Origin of the sequence: Brevibacillus sp. FSL K6-2834, from assembly GCF_038592925.1 — a bacterium.
In the GTDB taxonomy this organism is placed as follows: domain Bacteria; phylum Bacillota; class Bacilli; order Brevibacillales; family Brevibacillaceae; genus Brevibacillus; species Brevibacillus borstelensis.
The window spans coordinates 536,040-555,145 of the sequence record NZ_CP151945.1 but is presented as its reverse complement, the minus strand read 5'-3'; the positions used below and the strand labels follow the sequence as shown (position 1 = coordinate 555,145).

Here is a 19,106-nt window from a genome sequence, read left to right as displayed (position 1 = left end):
TCGATTAAAAAACACAAAGGGAAATAGAAGAAATCAGGGGTTTTGATCACTTTCTGCAATCAATTGGCAGGCGTCGCCGGCTTTGTCCTTCGACGCCCATACGTCATGAAGCGCCAGACGGTTTCCATCGGACCTCGTTCGAAATATCTCATCCAGATCGTGCTTGCGACCAACTGAAAGACATAGATGCCGATAGCCAGGTACAGCCACTGAACAAGCGGCATCGGCTGGATGTGGAAGAAATGAATGATCGTCATCACGAGAAATGTCTGCCCGAGATAGTTGCTCAACGCCATTTGACCTGCGTATCCAAAAGGTCGCAGCACGCGCTGGATCCTTTCTTTCGTCAACAGAACAAACAGGCCCGCAATAAAAAACAAGGCAGTCGGCAGGGTTCCCAGATTGACCATAATTTCACGGGCAGCGTCCATCGTTTCTCCCGGATGTACATAAGTCCAAATCATGGCGCATTCTACTGGAATGCTTAGCACCAGTGCGGTCAGACAGACGCTTTTCAAAAGCTTAACGTGCGTAGCCACAGCACTGATCAGGCCTCGTTTCCCTGCATACAAGCCCAGCAGGAACATCGTGAAAATGGCGAGAATGTCGCTGCCAATAGCGCTTGCCCAGGTGTTTATTTCCACGCCCGACAGCGTTTGCCAAAGCACGATCGCCTTTGCCACCGTGTACAGAAGCCCTGTGCCTCCCGCCCAAGCCAGGATGGTTGATGTCTTTCTCCGATAAAACGGTATCAACAAAAATCCGATGACAGCATAAACGGTCAGAATGTCCCCAAACCAAATCACCATATGCACAATACCAATCAAAAGCAGGGCCAGCAGCCTCCGGGTAAAGCGCCAATACACTTTGTCCCTCCGCTGCTCAGCACGAGACATGAAAATAAAAAATCCCAGGCCGAACAGGAATGAAAAAATACTATAGAACTTGGTCTGAATCATTACATCGTACAGCAGTCTCAAAAGCGCATTAATCCCCGTCTCTTCCGGCATCGGCATCTCTTCCGTATAAATAAGAAAAGAGGGCATATTTACGATCAAAATGCCAAACAGAGCAATCCCCCTGACGATGTCGATGGAAAAGATCCGATCTCTTTTAGCGATGGGTTCCGCCCCCATTGGTTTCAACTCCTTTGTTTAATCACACTAAACAAAAAGGAGTATACTAAAAGAAAAGAAAGCTGTTCCAGCGATATTCCTTACAGTTTGCTTACAGCTTTGTAATCTCTGTTCGTTTTTCTCTACCGGGGCACGCTAATGCACAGTCTCCATCGGTGAGTACAAGGCTTCCAAAATATCGACAAAGTGCTGTGCGGCCTCGCTCAAGCCTGTTTTCGGAACGAGCAGGTAGGAAGCCGCACTGGGAACAGTCAGCCCGGGAGTGGGCAGCTCGATAAAGCGGTTCTCAAACAGCTCCCGGCTGATCGCTGACCGTGGCAAAAAGGAAACCCCGAGACCTTCTTCAATAAACCATTTGGTAATATCGACCTGGGAAACGGCCATGGTCCGAAGCGACAAGCCCCGCTGTCTGAGCAGCAAAAGCAGATCGTCCCAGTAGCCGGGGTGATTGTGGGTCAACAGCCGCTTCGTTTGCAGCTCCTGCTCCCAGTCAGGCAGCGGTGCCTCCATGTCTCCACCGTAATGCGGCACGGCAAATACGACCGGGTCTTCGTACAGTTTGTAGGCGGAAAGCTGCAGCTCACCCGGAATCATTCGCGTCAATCCGATATCAGCCTGTCCACTCTGAACGAATGGCCCAATCTCGACGGAATCAGCCAGCTTGATCGACAAGTCCACATCCGGATAAAGCTTGGTGTAGCGATGAATCAAATGGGACAACCGGGTTCGGGCAATGATCGGCGAGACAGCCAATTGAAGCTTCTCGCGGTAGCCCTGCCGCCACGCCATCAGATCTTCCAATCCGTGATGCCACTGCTCCAATAGTCCTCTTGCGTGCGGCAGGTAGCGCTTGCCTGCGGGCGTCAAGCGGACCCGCTTTCCGACGCGTTCAAACAGCTTCAACCCCAGTTCGGTCTCGAGAATGCGAATATGTTGGCTGACTGTTGGCTGCGCGATAAACAACGCCTCCGCGGTCTGATGGAAATTCTCTGTGGTTGCAGCCATCACAAACGTCTGCAAAACGCGAAAATCCAAAGGTCCCCCTCCTTTATCCTTGCAGGCTTGACCCTTGTATATATGATCGGGTCGTACCGGGTTCTCACCATTCTATTCTATATCGCAAAGAAAAACGTCCCCATGCTGCTGCCAATATTGCGAAGCACCTGCTACTTGCTTTAGGCTCGGCACTTCTTATTTTGCCATGCAGACAGGCGTACAGGAAGGGAAGACTCCTTTTTTTGCGCAAGCCATCGCCACATTTGTCACAGGCAGTGTCCACCGACCGGAAATATCCGGGACTTTTGCCGTCTTGTCAGCCGTTCTCTTGTCTACCATTATCACGAAACACGACAGGAAATCCAGCCAACGGACAGGATACCCCCCCTTTTCTCCTGGTTCCATCTTCCTCTTTTTTAAACATATTACCAATTTTCGACATCTTTGCCCTCTTTATGTGGTACAATACGAAATCGGGGCGAGAAACGTCTTTTTTTGCCCCTACAGAGAGAAAATATTTGAGGAGGAAGAAAATGGAGACCACCACAAACGTGACCCCGCCTCGCAAAAGCTCGAAAAAGGCGCTGCTGATCGCCGGTGCAGTCGGGGTTGCGATTCTAGGCGGATTGGGTACTGCGTACGCCAAGCTGGACCTGTTCAAAAGTGCCAAAACGATTTATTTAGAGGCAGAGGCCAACAATGTCAAGCAACTGGCAGACGATGCCTCCCAGTCCTTTGGAGAATACGAAAAATATATCAAGCCTTACCTGGAGAAGCCTGTTCACTCCACGATGGAACTGAGCCAATTCAACATTGACGCAGATATTCCGGACCCGCAGGCTCAAAAGGTTTTGGACCTGTTGAAGAGCGCCAAGCTTGTCGTTGAAGCGAATGCGGATGAACAAAAGCGGCAGCAGTCCGGCAACTTTGAAATCCATCTCAAAGACAACAAGCTGATCAACATGGAGTATTTTGTCGACGATACGAAGATGGGCTTCCGTTTCCCTGACTTCTACCCCAAGTACGGCTATGTTGATTTGAAAGACCGCGATGTGATCAAGGAAAAGCTCGGCGAAGAGCTGCCGAAGCGCCTGGTTACCAACAAAGATATGTATGAAGCGATCAAATTCAGCCGCGAAGAGGTATCCAGCATTTTCGCTCCGTATGCGCTGATGTACGCTGAAAGCTTGAAAGACTCCCAGATCGCGATGAACAAAAACGCCTCTTTCTCCGAGGAAGGCTACAAGACAGACGCACGCGAAATCACTGTCACCTTCAACGCCGAGGAAGCGAAAGCGCTGTTTACGAAAATGGCCGAAAAGGCAAAAGCGGATGAAAAGCTGTTCGACCTGATCTACAACCGCTACCACAACGTATCAACACTGCTCATCGACAGCGGATACCCTGACGTACAGGAGCTTTCCAAGGATGAGTTCAAGAAGGAATACGAAAAAGCTTTCGACGATGCACTGAAGGATCTGAAAGATACAAAAAACTCCAAAGAACAGCTGAAAATGATCGTTCTCGTAGATGGAGACCATCAGATTCTTTCCCGCAAGCTGGTATTTGTCGAAGAGAACCAAAAAGAACAAAACATCTGGTCCAGCGTAGGCTTCAAAAACGGAGCAGATACGTACCAACGCTACTCCCTGTTCGTTGAGGATGGCGGCGAAAAAGGCGAAATGACCCTCAGCTACAAAGCAAACAAACAAGGCGACAAAACAACAGGAACGGTAGCTTTCCTGTTTGACGCCCAGCCGGACGTATTGCTCGACTTGACAACCAAATTCGAGACAACGAAGCAAGCCGACAAGGAAAACGGCACGTACGACTTCACGCTGAAAGCCAAGTCCGATTCTGATCCAGAGACGATCTCCCTGACCGGCCAAGTGACATCAGCCGTAACCAAAACAGAAAACGGACGCGATACTGACGGCACGTTCAAGGTGAACTTTGAACAATCCACTCCTGACATGCCAAAGAGCTTGAGCATGAACCTCAAGTTCAAGGAAGAATTCGGCAAGGCAATTACCATGCCGAGCTTGAGCGCTGACAATGCGGTCAACGTCGCGACTGTGACAGAAGAAGAAATGATGCAGATTCAGCAGGAAGTAGGCACTGCTGCCCAACAGTTTATGATGAAAAACATGGAGCTGTTCCAAGAGTTCATGCCTCCTATGCAATAAACCCGGGCTTTCGTTCGGATGATTCGACAAAAAACCTCTTTCTTTTGAAGAAAGAGGTTTTTTTGTCGATAAAAAAATGGCAAAACCTTGCAATGAATATAAAAAATTACTTTTCCTTTGAAGGAATACAGTTTCTCCAGACGAATAATTACCAATATTTAGAATTCTATCAAATGACAGGAGGAGAATGTGTGAAAAAACAAGCGAAATCGTTCATTCCCTTATCCCTCTCCGCAGCCTTATTGTTCAGCGTTGCTCCCGGCGGTGTCTACGCTTCCGAGGATCTGAGCAAACGGGAGCTGTCAAAGCTGAACAGCGTCACCAATGCAGTAGTGGAGCAGGGAGCAGCAACAGCCAAAATCTCTCCCCGCCTGAACACAACATCGCGGAAAGAGGTAAGCGTCATCGTGCAGCTGCAAGGAGAACCTGCCGCGAGCGAAGCGTCCTACAAACGCGGTTCGCGCTCTTCTGCCACGCGCTCGGCTGAATCGCGTGTCTCCCGCGAACAAACCTCCTTCTTGAAGGAAGCGCGCAAGAAAAATATCGATCTACATGTAGAACGCACTTTTTCACATGTCTTCAACGGGATGGAAATGACGCTGCCTGCCAACGAAATCGAGAGTCTGGCCAGCCTGCCGCAGGTAAAAGCAGTTTATGAAAACACGATCTACACCATCCCCGATGTCGAGCTTGACGCGATGAATGGCCGCGAATTCAAGTACGATATCGCTCCCCTCAAGCAGATTGGCGTCCTGGATATGTGGGATGCAGGTCTCACCGGAAAAGGGTTGAAGGTCGGTGTCATCGATACAGGTGTCGACTATCTGCATCCTGACCTGAAGGATGCCTACAAAGGCGGCTACGACTCCTACGACAATGACAAGGACCCGTATGAAGAGGCGCCCATCTCGCCCGATGACGATGCAAAAGGCGAAGGCGGCTACGAGGGCTCCTCGCACGGTACGCACGTCTCCGGGACGATTGTGGGCCGCGCCAAGAACAAAACGTCCGATGTGCAGGTAAAGGGGATCGCCTATGAGGCCGATCTCTACGTGTACCGGGTACTCGGACGAAAAGGCGGCAGCTCCGCACAGGTGATCGACGGTATCGAAAAAGCGGTGAGAGACGGCATGGACGTAATCAACCTGTCACTCGGGGCAGACATCGAAAAGAATGCCGACTCCCCCGACTCGATTGCGGTCAACAACGCGATGCGCGCAGGCGTCATCACTGTAGTAGCCAACGGCAATGCCGCCTCCGACGAGCCGGGCAGATTTTACTACACGGCCGGCTCCCCGGCAGGAGCGAAGCTGCCGATCTCTGTCGCGGCAGTGAATTCTCCAAGCATTCTGTACGACGCTTCCGCCAGCTCATCTCTCGGCCAAGACTACCAATTCCACGTCATGGCCTGGCAGATCAGGGAAGACAATTTCAGCGAGCTGATCGGCACAAATCCGCTCCCTGTCGTGTACGCCAACCTGGGCTCGGTTCAAGATTTTGAGAAGGTAGACGTAGCTGGCAAGGTCGCTCTCGTGTCCCGCGGCACCCTCGCCTTCACTGACAAAATCATCAACGCGAAAAAGGCTGGCGCTGTAGCGGTAATCGTCTTTAATGGAAACGACAAAGACGGCGATGGACAGGCAGACCTCAATCTCCCGCCGGAAGATCGCGGCGGTTATGTGGACACCATACTGGGCGACCAGATGGATGCTATCCCTACCTTTGACATGAAGGGAACGGAAGGACGGGCTCTCGCCTTGCAGCTCCTGAACAATCCGTCCAGTCCTGTCACCCTTACCTTCTCCAGCGACTATCCGACCACCAGTGACAATGGAGACAAGGTAGCCAGCTTCAGCTCCCGCGGTCCCGTGCTTGGCGACAATTACTCGATCAAGCCGGATGTAGGCGCCCCAGGGGTTTCCATTCTGTCCGCTTATCCGGCATGGTCCAAGCTGATCGACGGTGCCAGCTACGAGAAGGCATACGCTCGCTCCAACGGAACCAGCATGGCGACCCCGCACGTTGCCGGCCTTGCTCTCCTGTTGAAGGAGGCCCATCCGGAATGGACTCCCTTTGACGTAAAAGCCGCTCTGTCCAATACAGCAAAGCCGCTGTATGAGGAAGAGGGTGTTCTCTACGATGTCTACTCCCAGGGAGCAGGCCGCGTCGATGGATTTGCGGCGATGAAAACTCCTGCCCTGCTGCAGACAGTAGAGCAGCTCACCATCTTAAACGAAGATTTTGAAGCGGAGACGATCGAATACAACGGCTCCAACTACAGCTTCGGTCTGCTGAAAGCAGGCAGCAAGCCTGTTTCGCAAACGCTGCAAGTCAAGAACACGTCCGATAAAGAAGTGAGCTACAGAGCCGAGGTCAACATGCACAGCTCGGTAACCACCGATCCTTATCGTCCAAAGGATACACCGGACCCGAACAACATCGATGTCAAGCTGTCGACCAAGAATATCACCGTAGACGGCGGCGAGATCGAAACCTTTACCCTGACTGTAGAGCCGCAGGAGGATGCGGAGGAAGGCGTGTACGAAGGTGAAGTTGTCCTGCGCAGCTCCGATCGCAGCATTCCCAAGCTCCATCTTCCGTTCGTCATCCACGTGGGCGACAAGCCGGAGGATACCCACTTTGGCCTCGACAATATGAAGCTGTCCAGCGCCATCCTGTCTCCGGACGGTGACGGCGAAAACGATACGATCACTGTAGAAGCATTGCTCCAGGCTGAAGGCGTCAATGTGATCGAGCTGGAAGCCTGGAGCATGGATGACACGTACATCGGTACGATGGCTGCTCTGTTTAACGATTACAAACCATTTGCTCCCGGCCCGATCACCTTCTCCAACATCGACGGCACGTACGTGAACGGTTCTCTCATACCGAAGAAGCTGGATCCAGGCGTCTACAAGCTGCGCCTGGTGGCACAAGTAGTCGACCCTGATCTGCCGAGAGGCGAACAGGTCGTCGAAACGTATGAGATCTGGAAGTCGTTCAAGCTGGAAATCAACGAAACGGAAAAAGGCAAGCGGACAACGGAGAAGAACGACGATAGCCTGAAGCAAGCGGCTGAGGAATTTGAAGGCAATGTCGTCAATACTGACAAAGTAGGCGAGGCTGTTCTGGAACTGCCGGAAGACTCTGATGCAGTGACCTATGCCGTCACCGAAAGCTCCCATCCCGAGCTGATCGACAATGCGGGCGTACTGCTTGCATTGCCGGAAGAAGGCAATGAAACCGTCACACTCTGGGTTACGATTGCATCCAAAGACAACCCGGATCAAACTGAAAAAGTGAAAGTAAAAGTGAAGCTGGAAGCTGGAGAAGAATCGCGATAACACCGCAAGAAGGGCTGTCCCCGAAAAGTAGGAACCTACTGGACGGGGAAGCCCTTCTCTATTGTTTCATCCGTTTATTCCCTGCTGCCCATGGAGGGTTGGAGATCTTCACCCTCCACGATAATCGCCATCATTTCCCTCTACGCAAGTTTCCCCAAAGCAGTGAGAATCTCATCTTCAATCGCATATAAACGTGAGTCTGGTCCCCCTGCTGCGGGAGGATGGGAGGATTCCCAGGCGATCGTCCGGGCAAAAGCTTCTGCGCGTGAAACTTTTTCGGAAAAACCGAGCAGACGGCGAATCTTCCCCGTATCGATCTCGATGTGTTGGCTGGTCTCTATCCCCAGTTGCATGGAGGGGGGCAGCATGTCGGGAGCTGCCGTTACGATACTCCCCTGCCAGCCAACTTGTGCCGCGATGCCCATGATCCAGTCACGCAGCGAGTAGCTGTCCGACTCCCCGAGGTTGAAGATTTCCCCCTTTGCCCGATCGTCCTCCGCTGCCAAAACGATGGCTGCCGCCACATCCTCCACGTATCCGCGGGTCCAGCGCCAATTGTCCAGCCCCTCCTCCAGCAGGATGTACCGTCTGCCGTCCAGCATCGGCTTCAGATACGGATACATGCGGTTTTGATAGTCTCCGGGGCCGTATACCATCGGCAGGCGGAGTACTGTTCCCGGCAGGCTGGGGCTGCTCATGACGACCCTTTCTACGAGCACCTTGTCGTAATCCTGTCTGTCTTCTCTCATGCCGCGGAACGGATACCGCTTCTCGCCCAGCGGCGACTCCTCCGTCAGCAGCCCGCGCTCGACAGGGCCGTCCTCGATCCGGTTCAGGATCTGAAACGCCCTGTATACATCACAGCTGCTGATCGCTACGACACGATCGGCAATTCCGTCGAAAACAGTCATTATACTCGTCGCATCGGACTCGGTATAAGGAAACATGTCAATCACGACATCTGCCTGATACTCGGCAAACTGCTGGCGATAGCTTTGCAGCTGCACTCGGTCCCCGATGATTCGTCTGACCTCATCAGGAAATCCACCATCTGCTCTCAACACGCCGCGGTTGAACACCGCTACTTCGTGACCGGCCGAGACAAGCTGTCTGACCACATGCGGGCCGATAAAACGAGTCCCTCCCAACACCAGGACTTTCATCTCCCATCTCTCCCCCGCGCTACAGTTTTTCGATCACCTTGTCGACAATTCCGTACGCTCTTGCTTCCTCTGCGGTCATGAAATAATCGCGGTCAGCATCCCGTTCCACTTTTTCAACCGGCTGCCCGGTCCGCTTTGCGATAATCTCAAACAGCAAGCGGCGATGGTTCAGAATTCGATCTGCCTGGATTTTGATGTCGCTTGCCTGTCCCTGGCTCCCGCCCCACGGCTGATGAATCATGATCTCTGCATTGGGCAGGGCGTAGCGTTTACCCGGAGCTCCTGCCAGCAGCAGGAAAGAGCCCATCGAGGCGGCAGACCCGATGCATATCGTAGAAACCGCAGGCTTAATGAATTGCATCGTATCGTAAATGGCCATTCCTGCCGTGATAGAGCCCCCCGGGGAATTGATGTACAGATGAATATCCTTTTCCGGGTCCTCCGCTGTCAGAAACAGCATTTGGGCGACTACCGCATTGGCTACTTGATCGTCGATGGCGCTGCCCAAAAAGATGATCCGGTCTTTTAACAGACGGGAGTAAATATCGTAAGAACGCTCTCCATAGCTGGTTTGCTCCACTACAACCGGTATCAGATTCATGTTCATGCCTCCTGTCTTCTTGTTTACTCATTTCCACACAACGAAGAGTTACGCGGCAGCTCTCCTGCCCAGCATAGCCTGAGGGGCTGCCTGTTTGCGCTCAGCCGCTTCAAATCCGGACGACACGATGGTGACAGTAGCGGGATTCTCTTTGGGCCCGACTGTCCAACTGGTTACCGTCGCTTCCTGCTCCACTGTTCCACGGCCGCTCTCACGCGTAGGAAAGGGAATGACCGAACGATCCTGCTGCCTGACTTCACTTTCCCAAATGACCACTGCTTGCTTTTTCATTACCGGCATCATTTCTCTTCTCCTCCCTGGGCGATTTGGGGATAAACAGCCAGCACGACTTGATACGCTTCCTCTGTCTCGTCATGTGCTTGGTATTTCTCGACAAGCTGGCTTACCAACTGCACGTACTCCTGCACAAAAGCGCTGCGCTGCTCCTTTGTTGCCAGCCGGATACTGGTATCGACCGTCGCACTCGGGACCTCCTCCTGCTGATCCGATCTCTCCAGGAGTGTAAGGGCATCCCGTTTGATCCGTTCGGCGGCCGTGATCAGATGGGACAGCGACCCTTGATCCTTGATCCGGTCGACGGTCTCTTTCGGCCAGTTAAGCGTCTCCGACAAAATGTAGGTCCGGGCGATAGCCTGGTACAGCACCTCTACCAGATTTCTCACCTGCCGCGTACCGACCCGGCGTACCAAACCGACCTTTTCCAGCGCCTTGAGATGGTAATTGACCCGTTGGGGGATTTCGTTGATCCCGCGGGCCAGTTCGGCCGCGGAGGCAGGTTCGGTCAATCGGCCGAGGATTTCCGCCCGCAGCGGATTGAGCAGAGCCATGGCCTGATTCGGCGACTCGACGACATACGTTTCCAATACTTGTTGATCCATTATATACACCTCGGAAAACTTATTGTTCACGTAAAAATATTTTATTACGTGAATCTCCCTTTTGTCAAATGGTGGAAAGGCCTTTTTTTGCAATCCATGTATCAGCCAGTGATAAAGCTGCTCCAGATTTTGTGGGTTGCACCCACTCCCGGAACGGAGTTACAATATGGGGTACCAAGAACCGAGGTTCTTGCCAGCGCCAATCAAAAGGGGGGAAATCACCGATGGAAGATCTGATTCTTCTGTTTTCGCTGGATGATTTCTTCGCCTTGCTCGCCTTGTTCGCGGGCTGCTACACCTCTGTTTCCTACATACAGAACTGGTGTCGTCCGCAGAGATTGCCTAATGGCTGGCGTTCTAGCGATACTTACGAACCTTCTATCAATCGTTGCTTGGTCGAGACGTATCCGACGGCGGCAAGGCAGCCGCAGCGCAGACTGATTCTGCGACGCTTGCGGTATGCAGACAGCGACAACGACGGCTCGGCACTCCTGTTTCCGGCATGATCAGAAAATCTGTCGTAAATAAGGAGGTTGATCAGTATGATCGCCAAGTATATCGGAGAAGCTTTGTTGGCTGTAATTGCACTCCCGCTGTTTGCTTACCAGACAGCAGAAAGCTTGCACGCTCTCGCTGATGTGTTTGCTCAGATGACCGATTACTTTAAATGAACATATTATTGGAAATAGGCAACCAGCCTGGCCGCAGCATTACGGTCAGGCTGGTTTTTCTTCTCGTCCAAATCCCACGTTTTCCCATTCGCAAAATGAGGAATACGTCTTTACTTTACCTCGGCATTCGGATATAATGATTATATAATTTAAAAAGCACGAACTTTTAGGAGGAGCCTGTCACCAGTGGCTTTCTTTTGCCTTTTTTCGCAAAAGAGCCAGTGGTGGCAGGCTCTTTTTGCTTGTTTTCCATTTGCAAACAATTTAGAAAAAGGTGGGGATACTGTATGCTAATCTTCCAACTGGCTGTGATCCTGCTCGCCTCCAAAATTGCCGGAGAAGTGAGCTCCAAGCTCGGACAGCCTTCCGTCCTCGGGAAATTGCTGATTGGGATTATCCTGGGCCCTTCTGTGCTCGGCCTGATCTCAAATACGGAGATTCTGAAAGAGATCAGCCAAATCGGTGTCATCCTCCTGATGTTTATTGCCGGGTTGGAGACCGATATAGACGAATTTAAACGAAGCGGAAAATCCTCCATGAATGTCGGCGTCGTCGGCATCGTCGTTCCGCTCGCTCTCGGATACGCTGCCGGAATGGCCATGGGACTGCCCACACTGGAGTCTGTATTCCTGGGTCTGCTGCTTTCTGCCACCAGTGTGAGCATCTCCGTCCAGGCTTTGAAGGAGCTCGGCAAGCTGAAATCAAAAGAAGGCGCAACCATCCTGGGGGCAGCCGTCATTGACGACGTGCTGGTCATCATCGCACTCGCATTTGTCATGAGCTTTGCGGGCGGTGATGTCAATCTGGGAATGGTCGTACTCAAGAAAGTGGCCTTCTTCGCGGTCGTCATCCTGCTCTCCTGGAAAGTCGTTCCGTGGGTCTTGCGGAAATTTGCTCCGTTGAAAGTGACGGAAGCGGTCGTAACGGCCGCCCTCATTATCTGTTTCCTGTTCGCCTACCTGGCGGAATACACCGGAGTGGCCGCCATTATCGGCGCGTACATCGCCGGCATCGCCATCAGCCTGACCAATTATCGCCATGAAGTAACGGAAAAAGTGGAAACGATCAGTTATTCCATCTTCGTACCGGTCTTCTTCACCTCAATCGGGGTGTCGGCCCAATTCAACGGCATTGTCGATCATCTCTGGCTGATTGTCGGCCTTAGCATTTTGGCCGTCCTGACGAAGTTTATCGGCGGAGCACTCGGCGCAAAGGTGTCCGGATTCGGCTGGCGCAGCTCGTGGGGCATCGGGTCCGCGATGGTGTCTCGCGGTGAGGTCGCCTTGATCATTGCATCGATTGGACTTGAGGCGGGGCTTTTGGCTGACAGCATGTTTGCTGTATTGATCGTCGTCGTCCTTGTGACCACGATCGTGACCCCGCCGATGATGAAGATCTTCTTCTCTGAAAAAGAGACAGGGAAAGAGCAAATTGCCCTGAGAAAAGAAGCGTAGCTGCATGCAATGCATCTGCCAAGAACCAACTGGCTTCAGCATACAAAGAAACTCTCTGCCCGGGACGAACCGGCAGAGAGTTTTTTCATGGATGCCGCAGCTTTACTTAGTTTCGCAGTGCAAAGTGTGCTTTTTTAAGCGGGGAGAGTATTTTTTTAATTCAAGCCGCTCGGGGTGATTCCGCTTGTTCTTCGTCGTGATGTAGTTCCGGTCTCCTGACTCTGTGCATTGCAGCGTTACCTGTACGCGCATCTACGCTCCTCCTTTTTGGGCTGCATCCCTTGAAAGCCCATTGATGATTCGGCTGTTTCTCACAGCGCTGTTTCCACGACAGTATCTGCTGTCGGGAGCGGATCGGCAATCGCGCTCCAATCTCCGCGGTACTCATCCTCAGTCAGCAAGCACCGATCCAGCTTCTGCTCAATCTCTTCCCTGTTCATCTCCATGCCGATAAACACCAGCTCGGTTTGGCGATCTCCATGGTCGGCATCCCATGTTTTCGCCCACTCCGGATCTTCTGCCAGGATGGCCTCCCGCTCCGCTTCAGGCAGAGCTGCGGCCCAGTACCCGGCGGCGCCGATTTCAATCGAAGTTCCTGCCTGGCTCAGCGTCATGGCCAGGTCATTGCGCGTCGCGATCCAGAAAAAGCCCTTGGCCCGCACCACCTCTTCCGGCCAGTCCTCCAGCCAGCTCGCAAAGCGCTCCGGGTGAAACGGTCTTTTGCGTCGGTAGACAAAGGAAGAGATGCCGTACTCATCCGTTTCCGGCGTATGCTCTCCCTGCTCCAGCTCTTTGATCCAGCCGGCAGAACGGCTTGCTTTTTCAAAGTCAAACAAGCCGGTATTCAGGATATCCCTCGGGTGTATATGCCCCCGGCTGGTCCGGATCAGCTTGGCATCCGGCTGCAATTTGCGCAGGACCGCTTCCAGTTCATCCAGTTGTTCCGGCTCCACCAGGTCGCACTTGTTTAGGATCAGCACATCACAAAACTCGATCTGGCTGATCAAAAGATCCACGACATCGCGGCGATCTTCCTCTGCAGCAGCCTGACCGCGCTCCAGCAGGCTTTCTCCGGAGGAAAAGTCGTGCCAAAAACGGTTGGCGTCTACGACCGTCACCATCGTGTCCAGCCGGCAAACGCGGGACAGGTCGATGCCCATTTCCTCGTCGACATACGTGAAGGTTTGGGCAACTGGCACCGGTTCGCCAATCCCGGTCGATTCGATCAGAATGTAGTCATACTTCCCTTCAGTGGCCAAACGCTCCACCTCTGTCAGCAAATCCTCCCGCAATGTGCAGCAGATGCAGCCATTGGACATCTCCACTACCTTTTCCTCGACCCGGGACAGCCCGCCTCCCTGGGCAATCAGCTCCCCGTCAATATTCACTTCGCTCAAATCATTCACGATGACCGCGACTCGCATCCCTTCCCGATTGTTCAACACGTGGTTGAGCAATGTTGTTTTGCCTGCTCCCAAATACCCGCTCAGTACTGTTACCGGAATCCGATTGTCACTCATGCCTATGTACAACTCCCTGTTTGTGGATTGTGATGCGCAACAAATAAATCGTAACAATTACGATTTAACAATCATCCTACACCCCGCAAACAAAAGTTGTCAAGATAAATCGTATTCATTACGATTTAACAACTGCCTGAATCTATTTGCTCCTCCTCTGCTGGAAACAAAAAAGCTGTCCCCGTCTGCGATAGACAAGGGACAGCCCTTAACCGTCAGTATTCAATGAAAAAGTGCTCGACAGGAGCTGTTTCCTATCTTCGGCTTTCTTGCAAGCTCACATGTTTATTTTTTTGCGGACCGAACGCTCTGAACCGAAGTCCCGACTCCTTGGCCATCTAATGTTACCTTGTACTGTTTCGGGTTATTGAGCGCTGCTTGATCGATCAAAGGTACAAACTTGGTATACTTCCACGTCAGGGCGCTGTATACGCGGCCATTTTTGGTCGGAATGGTCACAAGGATGTCTTTTACTTTGTCCGAGTTGATATAGCCGATGTTCAGCTTCGGCAGGTATCCGGCATCCAGCTTGCCTACGGAAGCAAAGAAATGCTGGCCCCTTCTTCCTTCGCGAACGACGATGCGCAGATCATCGACCGGCAGGCCAAACGCAGCTCCCTCTTTGTGTCCGACCAGCATGACATGGTCTTTGATGCCGTCACCGTTCACATCGGCATACTTGGTGTCGAGTACAAATGTGATGTCTTTATCCAGAGAGATTCCCGTATTGAGGAACACATCAGGAGACGGAAAGTTGTCTGATTCCCCCGGGCTTACAGTCAGGCCGACAAGCTTCGGCTTCTGGTTTTCCAGCTTCCAAATGCTTGTAGCGTGAGCGATCTGGTCGTTTCCGTGCAGTCCCCACATTCTTTGACGCCCCACGTATTGAATCGACCCGTTCTCGGTCACATAGGGAACCAGCTCAGCCAGCTTGTCGGAAAATCCGTTAGTCGGCTGCGTCACTTTCCCCTGCTTGTTATAAATCCCTCTGCGCAGGTACTCGTCTTTGTTTTCCTTGATATCGATATAGGTCGTCGCTCTCGTCTTGTTGTCCACGACTTTGGCGCGGAATCCGTCAATGAACTGGATCGTGAACAAGATCGACTCCTCCGGCGCAATCCGTACGATCTGAACTGCTGTCTGCTGACTTGCTTGTGCCTGAACGGGTGCTCCCGTCCACGTAGAGGTCAATGTGACTGCTCCCCCCAAAACAACTGTACATAACGCTCGTTGCCATGCTTTCATTTCTTTCTTCCTCCCTTAGTACCCAGGCTTTCCTGCTCTTTTTCTCCTGTTATCATTAGCACAGGTCCAGAGTCATGCCTCTTTTCATGTATGTCCCATCCACTTATCCGCCATATTTCGCAATGGATGGGTTTCATTTCTCTGTAATCATAAACGGTATAACCTTCTAAATTGTTGCAGGCAGGTTTCTCCATGCCCATTCTTTTTTTAAGCGGGTCTGTTTTTTTTACCGGTTTGCAACAAATTCACCTCTCGGGCAAGCTACAATAGAGTGGGAATGAAATCATGCGTCTATTTGAGCACCAACAGAAAGGAACGAAAAGACAGATGAAAAAAATCTGGCTGTATTTGGCTGTCTTGTCTGTCGCGCTGACCGGCGGCGGCTGCGGCTTTACCGATACTCCCAACGAACTGATGCGTGCGCCTGCGGCCGACGTCAACCAGCAGTCGATCAATCAGGCGGTCATGCAGTTTCTCCCCCCCGGCTCACAGCTGACCGTGCCGTTGAACCCGGCAGAGTCTAGTGCTGTCGCCCTTCACGACTTGACAGGCAACGGCTCGCCTGAGGTGATCGCCTTTTACAAGACGGAAAAAACCGACTACGAGATCGGCGTCCTGGTCTTGTCACAGAGTGGCGGAAACTGGAAAAAGACTGCCTCTTTCACCGGGATCGGCCGGGAATTGGACTATGTCGATTACGTTGACATGACCGGCGACGGAATTCCCGAGATGCTGATCGGATGGGGCGGCGGAGACGGCCTGAACAAGGAGCTTTCCGTCTATTCCCTAAAAGAAAATCAGCCCGTGGAACTGCTGAAGCAGCCTTATTCGGTCATGGCGGTAGGAGATCTTGCCGGAAATCAGGAGCAAGAGCTGGCCCTCGTCGTTCACGACAACAACAATCTGGTATCCAAAGCAGAGGTGTACGGCCCAACGGACGGGAAACTGTCCAAATGGACGGAGATCCAACTGGACGGCAATGTAAACGGCTACGAGCAGGCAGTCATCGGCAAGGCGTCCCCGACAAAAAATGGCATTTTCATCGAAGCCGGCCTCGGAGCCCATTCCGCTATGACCGAGCTGTTGATCCTGGAAAATGGCCAATTGCTCCGTCCATTGGCTGGCACCCGGGAAGAAATGGAACTGACTTTTAAACCATACAGCCTATATAGTGAAGATATTAACGATGACGGGATTATAGAAATAGGAATTCATACACAGCCGCCAGGCACGGACGAAATGGCCATGGCGGAAATCCCCTGGATCTCTTCCTACTATCAGTGGGATGGCAAAAGCGGCCTAAAGCATATGGAGGATCATTTCCAAAGCACCAGGCTTGGCATCGATTTTCGCATCCCGGATAAATGGAAGGACAAGTTTACGGTTGAGCGAAATCCCGATTCCAATTCGACCGTGGCCCACATGGTCTACTACGGTCAGAACGGCGAGCAGAAAGCGACCCTCCTCACCTTCCAATCGATCCCTCAGCAGGAGTGGGCGAAAATGGAAAAATCCTCTGAGGGCAAGCAGACGCCGTATCTGGTATTGTCAGAACAGGGCAAGCAAGTGCTCGTGGCGATCCAGCCGCAAAAGCCTGACAATCTGAGCAGTGCCGCTTTGCGCGAATACAACGCCATGCTGCTGACCTCGGACGAAATCAGACAGTTGTTCCGACCGTTGAAAATGCAGCTCTAAGCTCGGCCGGTTCGGTTTTCTAAGGAGACGAGAACATGAAAGTACTGCTGTTAGAAGATGAAAAATCAATCCGCGATTTTGTCCGCATCAATCTCAAGCGCGAGGGATGCGACGTCATCGAGGCCGCCTCTGGCGAAGAGGCGTTGACCATTGCGGACAGCCAACCGAATATCGAGATCGCCATCCTGGACGTCATGCTGCCGGGAATCGACGGATTTGAAGTGTGCGGACAGCTCCGCCGCAAGTTTCCCCGCATGGGAATCATTATGCTGACGGCGAAGAGCCAGGAGCTGGACAAAGTGATGGGGCTGGAGTTTGGCGCAGATGACTACGTCGTCAAACCATTCAGCCCAGCAGAGCTGCTCGCCCGGGTAAAAGCCCTGCACCGCAGGCTTACTGCGCTCGAGGTGCAGGAGGAAGATTCCCGCATTATCGACATTCCTCCTTTCCAACTGCTTCTCGACGAGCGGAAGCTGATCAAGCACAAACAGGAAATCGATTTGACGCCGAAAGAATTTGCCATCATCAAGCTGCTTGCAGAGAACGCCAACAAAGCAATTAGCCGCGACGACATTTTGACCGAAGTGTGGGGACAGTTCTATATCGGCGATCTAAAGGTAGTGGACGTGAACATCCGTCGAATCCGGCAAAAAATCGAAGACGATCCGGCCCATCCCGCATACGTCGAGACGGTCTGGGGCTATGGTTATTTATGGCGAAAGGAAACCGCTGATGAGGGGAATTAGAGCGCGGCTCGTCATTCATTTTGGCCTGATCCTGCTGTTGATCGTCCTCGTCCTTGAGGGGCTGTTCTACTGGGCTGTGCATACCTACTATTTCGGCACGGCCACAGAGACTCTGGTGACGAGATCGACGACCTTCACCAACTTTATCAACAAGTACGCGGACAGCTACCACTTGAGAGACAAAGCCCGCTATATATTGGAAAACGTCTCAAAAGAAGAAACCGCCAAAGTGGAAGTCCTTGATCTGACTGGAAAAGTCATTCTCAACTCTTACGGCTTTCAGACGGCAGAGGTCATCGAAACGCCAGATGTGCTCAATGCCTTGCAAACCGGCATGGGGTTGTATGTCGGCAAGTCTCCGTACACGCGGGAGAGAGTCGTCGCGGTATCCAATCCGCTTGTCTACATGGGAGAGCAGGTAGGTGTCCTGCGCTACTCGATTTCAGCCGAGCCGCTGTACGCTGCCGTATACCGGATTGCGATGTACGGTGCGGGAGTCGGGGTGATCGTGGTGTTATTCGCCTTCACGTTGAGCCTGATCATCGCCAAGCGCATCGTCGGCCCGATTCAGGAGCTGACCCGGGCGGCTACACAGATGGCGACCGGAAATTTCTCCGCGCGGGCAAAAAAGCAATTTAATGACGAAGTCGGTACTTTAGCCGAGGCGTTTAACTACATGGCAGCGGAGATAAGCAAGAATGAACAGATGAAAAACAACTTTATCTCATCGGTTTCCCATGAACTGCGGACGCCGCTTACCTCGATCAAAGGCTGGGGCGAGACGTTGATTTCCGGAGGGCTGGAGGACAAGGAAGAGACGATGCTGGGGCTGCAGGTCATCTCCAAGGAGACGGACCGGTTGATTGGTCTGGTAGAAGAGCTGCTCGATTTCTCGAAGTTTCAGTCCGGTGAACTGAAATTATCGACGGAGCGCCTCGATCTGCGCGATATTGTAGAGGATGTGCGGATTCAATTCGGCCTTCGGGCACAGGACGAGGGCATTGACTTTTTCGTCCATATCCCGCCCTCTCCTGTTCCCGTGCAGGTGGACCCCAATCGGATGAAGCAGATCTTCGTAAACCTGCTGGACAATGCTTTCAAATTCACTTTACGCGGAGGCTCTATCCAGATTTCATGTCAGACGGATGAGACGCATGTAAAAGTGCTGGTCAGCGACACAGGGGAAGGCATCGCCCCGAAAGATTTGCCCCATATAACGGAAAGGTTTTTCAAGGGACAATCCAAGCGATCAGGCAGCGGTCTCGGTCTTGCCATTTGCAAAGACATCGTTCACCTGCACGGCGGCCAATTTTCCGTGTCGAGCACCTTGGGCAAAGGAACGACGGTAACGGTCGAGCTGCCGCTGGCACAAAGCCTCACCCCTGAGGAGAAAAGCGTATAGCCGATATTTGGCCAACCAACAAACAAATTCAGCCAACAAAAAACGCCC

17 protein-coding genes are annotated in these 19,106 nt (G+C 52.4%); 8 read left to right on the top strand and 9 right to left on the bottom strand.

The genetic code is table 11. The features are described from left to right. Nucleotides 1-59 precede the first annotated feature (59 nt). On the bottom strand, nucleotides 60-1,136 hold the full coding sequence (locus NST96_RS02920) for a DUF418 domain-containing protein (protein WP_003389873.1): 1,077 nt from the start codon (nucleotides 1,134-1,136) through the stop codon (nucleotides 60-62). 135 nt (nucleotides 1,137-1,271) lie between these two features. Further along, entirely contained in the window at nucleotides 1,272-2,171 is a 900-nt protein-coding gene (locus NST96_RS02915) for a LysR family transcriptional regulator (RefSeq protein WP_024983336.1), read from the bottom strand. Between the two features lie 494 nt (nucleotides 2,172-2,665). Between NST96_RS02915 and NST96_RS02910 the strand changes: the two genes are divergently transcribed. Both NST96_RS02910 and NST96_RS02905 read left to right on the top strand, forming a co-directional pair. After that, on the top strand, nucleotides 2,666-4,318 hold the full coding sequence (locus NST96_RS02910) for a DUF6583 family protein (RefSeq protein ID WP_003389877.1): 1,653 nt from the start codon (nucleotides 2,666-2,668) through the stop codon (nucleotides 4,316-4,318). A gap of 191 nt (nucleotides 4,319-4,509) precedes the next feature. Beyond that, nucleotides 4,510-7,662, top strand: a complete 3,153-nt coding sequence (locus tag NST96_RS02905) for a S8 family serine peptidase (protein WP_322630252.1) — start codon at nucleotides 4,510-4,512, stop codon at nucleotides 7,660-7,662. Between the two features lie 140 nt (nucleotides 7,663-7,802). Here the strand turns inward: NST96_RS02905 and NST96_RS02900 are convergent, their stop codons facing one another. The 4 genes from NST96_RS02900 to NST96_RS02885 are packed head-to-tail and all read right to left on the bottom strand — an operon-like array spanning nucleotide 7,803 to nucleotide 10,325. Next, a complete protein-coding gene (locus NST96_RS02900) occupies nucleotides 7,803-8,825 on the bottom strand; it encodes an NAD-dependent epimerase/dehydratase family protein (RefSeq protein ID WP_243014791.1) in 1,023 nt (340 codons plus the stop codon). A gap of 19 nt (nucleotides 8,826-8,844) precedes the next feature. Then, the gene (gene clpP, locus NST96_RS02895; protein ID WP_003389881.1) at nucleotides 8,845-9,426 is read right to left on the bottom strand and encodes an ATP-dependent Clp endopeptidase proteolytic subunit ClpP; all 582 of its coding nucleotides are present in this window, start codon (nucleotides 9,424-9,426) and stop codon (nucleotides 8,845-8,847) included. Nucleotides 9,427-9,474: 48 nt separating this feature from the next. Continuing rightward, nucleotides 9,475-9,729, bottom strand: a complete 255-nt coding sequence (locus tag NST96_RS02890; RefSeq protein ID WP_243014792.1) for a hypothetical protein — start codon at nucleotides 9,727-9,729, stop codon at nucleotides 9,475-9,477. Next, nucleotides 9,726-10,325: a helix-turn-helix domain-containing protein gene (locus tag NST96_RS02885; RefSeq protein ID WP_039070435.1), complete on the bottom strand. Its 600-nt coding sequence runs from the start codon at nucleotides 10,323-10,325 to the stop codon at nucleotides 9,726-9,728. Before NST96_RS02885 ends, NST96_RS02890 begins: the two co-directional genes overlap by 4 nt. A 224-nt stretch (nucleotides 10,326-10,549) precedes the next feature. On the opposite strand from NST96_RS02885, the gene NST96_RS02880 reads away from it, so the two are divergent. The 3 genes from NST96_RS02880 (at nucleotide 10,550) to NST96_RS02870 (ending at nucleotide 12,450) form a co-directional block, all read left to right on the top strand. Beyond that, nucleotides 10,550-10,831: a hypothetical protein gene (locus NST96_RS02880; RefSeq protein WP_003389884.1), complete on the top strand. Its 282-nt coding sequence runs from the start codon at nucleotides 10,550-10,552 to the stop codon at nucleotides 10,829-10,831. Between the two features lie 36 nt (nucleotides 10,832-10,867). Further along, nucleotides 10,868-10,996, top strand: coding sequence for a hypothetical protein (locus NST96_RS02875; RefSeq protein ID WP_003389885.1), 129 nt, complete (start codon nucleotides 10,868-10,870; stop codon nucleotides 10,994-10,996). A 287-nt stretch (nucleotides 10,997-11,283) separates the two neighbouring features. Then, nucleotides 11,284-12,450: a cation:proton antiporter gene (locus NST96_RS02870; RefSeq protein ID WP_003389886.1), complete on the top strand. Its 1,167-nt coding sequence runs from the start codon at nucleotides 11,284-11,286 to the stop codon at nucleotides 12,448-12,450. A gap of 102 nt (nucleotides 12,451-12,552) precedes the next feature. On the opposite strand, the gene rpmG is transcribed toward NST96_RS02870, so the two are convergent. The 3 genes from rpmG to NST96_RS02855 all read right to left on the bottom strand — a co-directional run bounded on the left by rpmG (nucleotide 12,553) and on the right by NST96_RS02855 (nucleotide 15,215). Further along, nucleotides 12,553-12,702, bottom strand: coding sequence for a 50S ribosomal protein L33 (gene rpmG / locus NST96_RS02865; protein WP_024983329.1), 150 nt, complete (start codon nucleotides 12,700-12,702; stop codon nucleotides 12,553-12,555). Between the two features lie 59 nt (nucleotides 12,703-12,761). Continuing rightward, nucleotides 12,762-13,970 (bottom strand): GTP-binding protein, encoded by a 1,209-nt coding sequence (locus tag NST96_RS02860; RefSeq protein ID WP_172920759.1) that lies wholly within the window; start codon nucleotides 13,968-13,970, stop codon nucleotides 12,762-12,764. 285 nt (nucleotides 13,971-14,255) lie between these two features. After that, complete coding sequence (locus NST96_RS02855) at nucleotides 14,256-15,215, bottom strand: hypothetical protein (protein WP_024983327.1); 960 nt, start codon at nucleotides 15,213-15,215, stop codon at nucleotides 14,256-14,258. A 327-nt stretch (nucleotides 15,216-15,542) separates the two neighbouring features. Between NST96_RS02855 and NST96_RS02850 the strand changes: the two genes are divergently transcribed. From NST96_RS02850 to NST96_RS02840, 3 genes are read left to right on the top strand one after another with little or no spacing between them, the layout of a single operon-like run. Continuing rightward, the gene (locus tag NST96_RS02850) at nucleotides 15,543-16,910 is read left to right on the top strand and encodes a hypothetical protein (RefSeq protein WP_031932602.1); all 1,368 of its coding nucleotides are present in this window, start codon (nucleotides 15,543-15,545) and stop codon (nucleotides 16,908-16,910) included. A 35-nt stretch (nucleotides 16,911-16,945) separates the two neighbouring features. Beyond that, entirely contained in the window at nucleotides 16,946-17,656 is a 711-nt protein-coding gene (locus tag NST96_RS02845) for a response regulator transcription factor (RefSeq protein WP_003389892.1), read from the top strand. Continuing rightward, nucleotides 17,643-19,058 carry a HAMP domain-containing sensor histidine kinase gene (locus NST96_RS02840; protein WP_024983325.1) on the top strand — a complete coding sequence of 472 codons (1,416 nt, stop codon included), beginning with the start codon at nucleotides 17,643-17,645 and terminating at the stop codon, nucleotides 19,056-19,058. Before NST96_RS02845 ends, NST96_RS02840 begins: the two co-directional genes overlap by 14 nt. Nucleotides 19,059-19,106 lie beyond the last annotated feature (48 nt).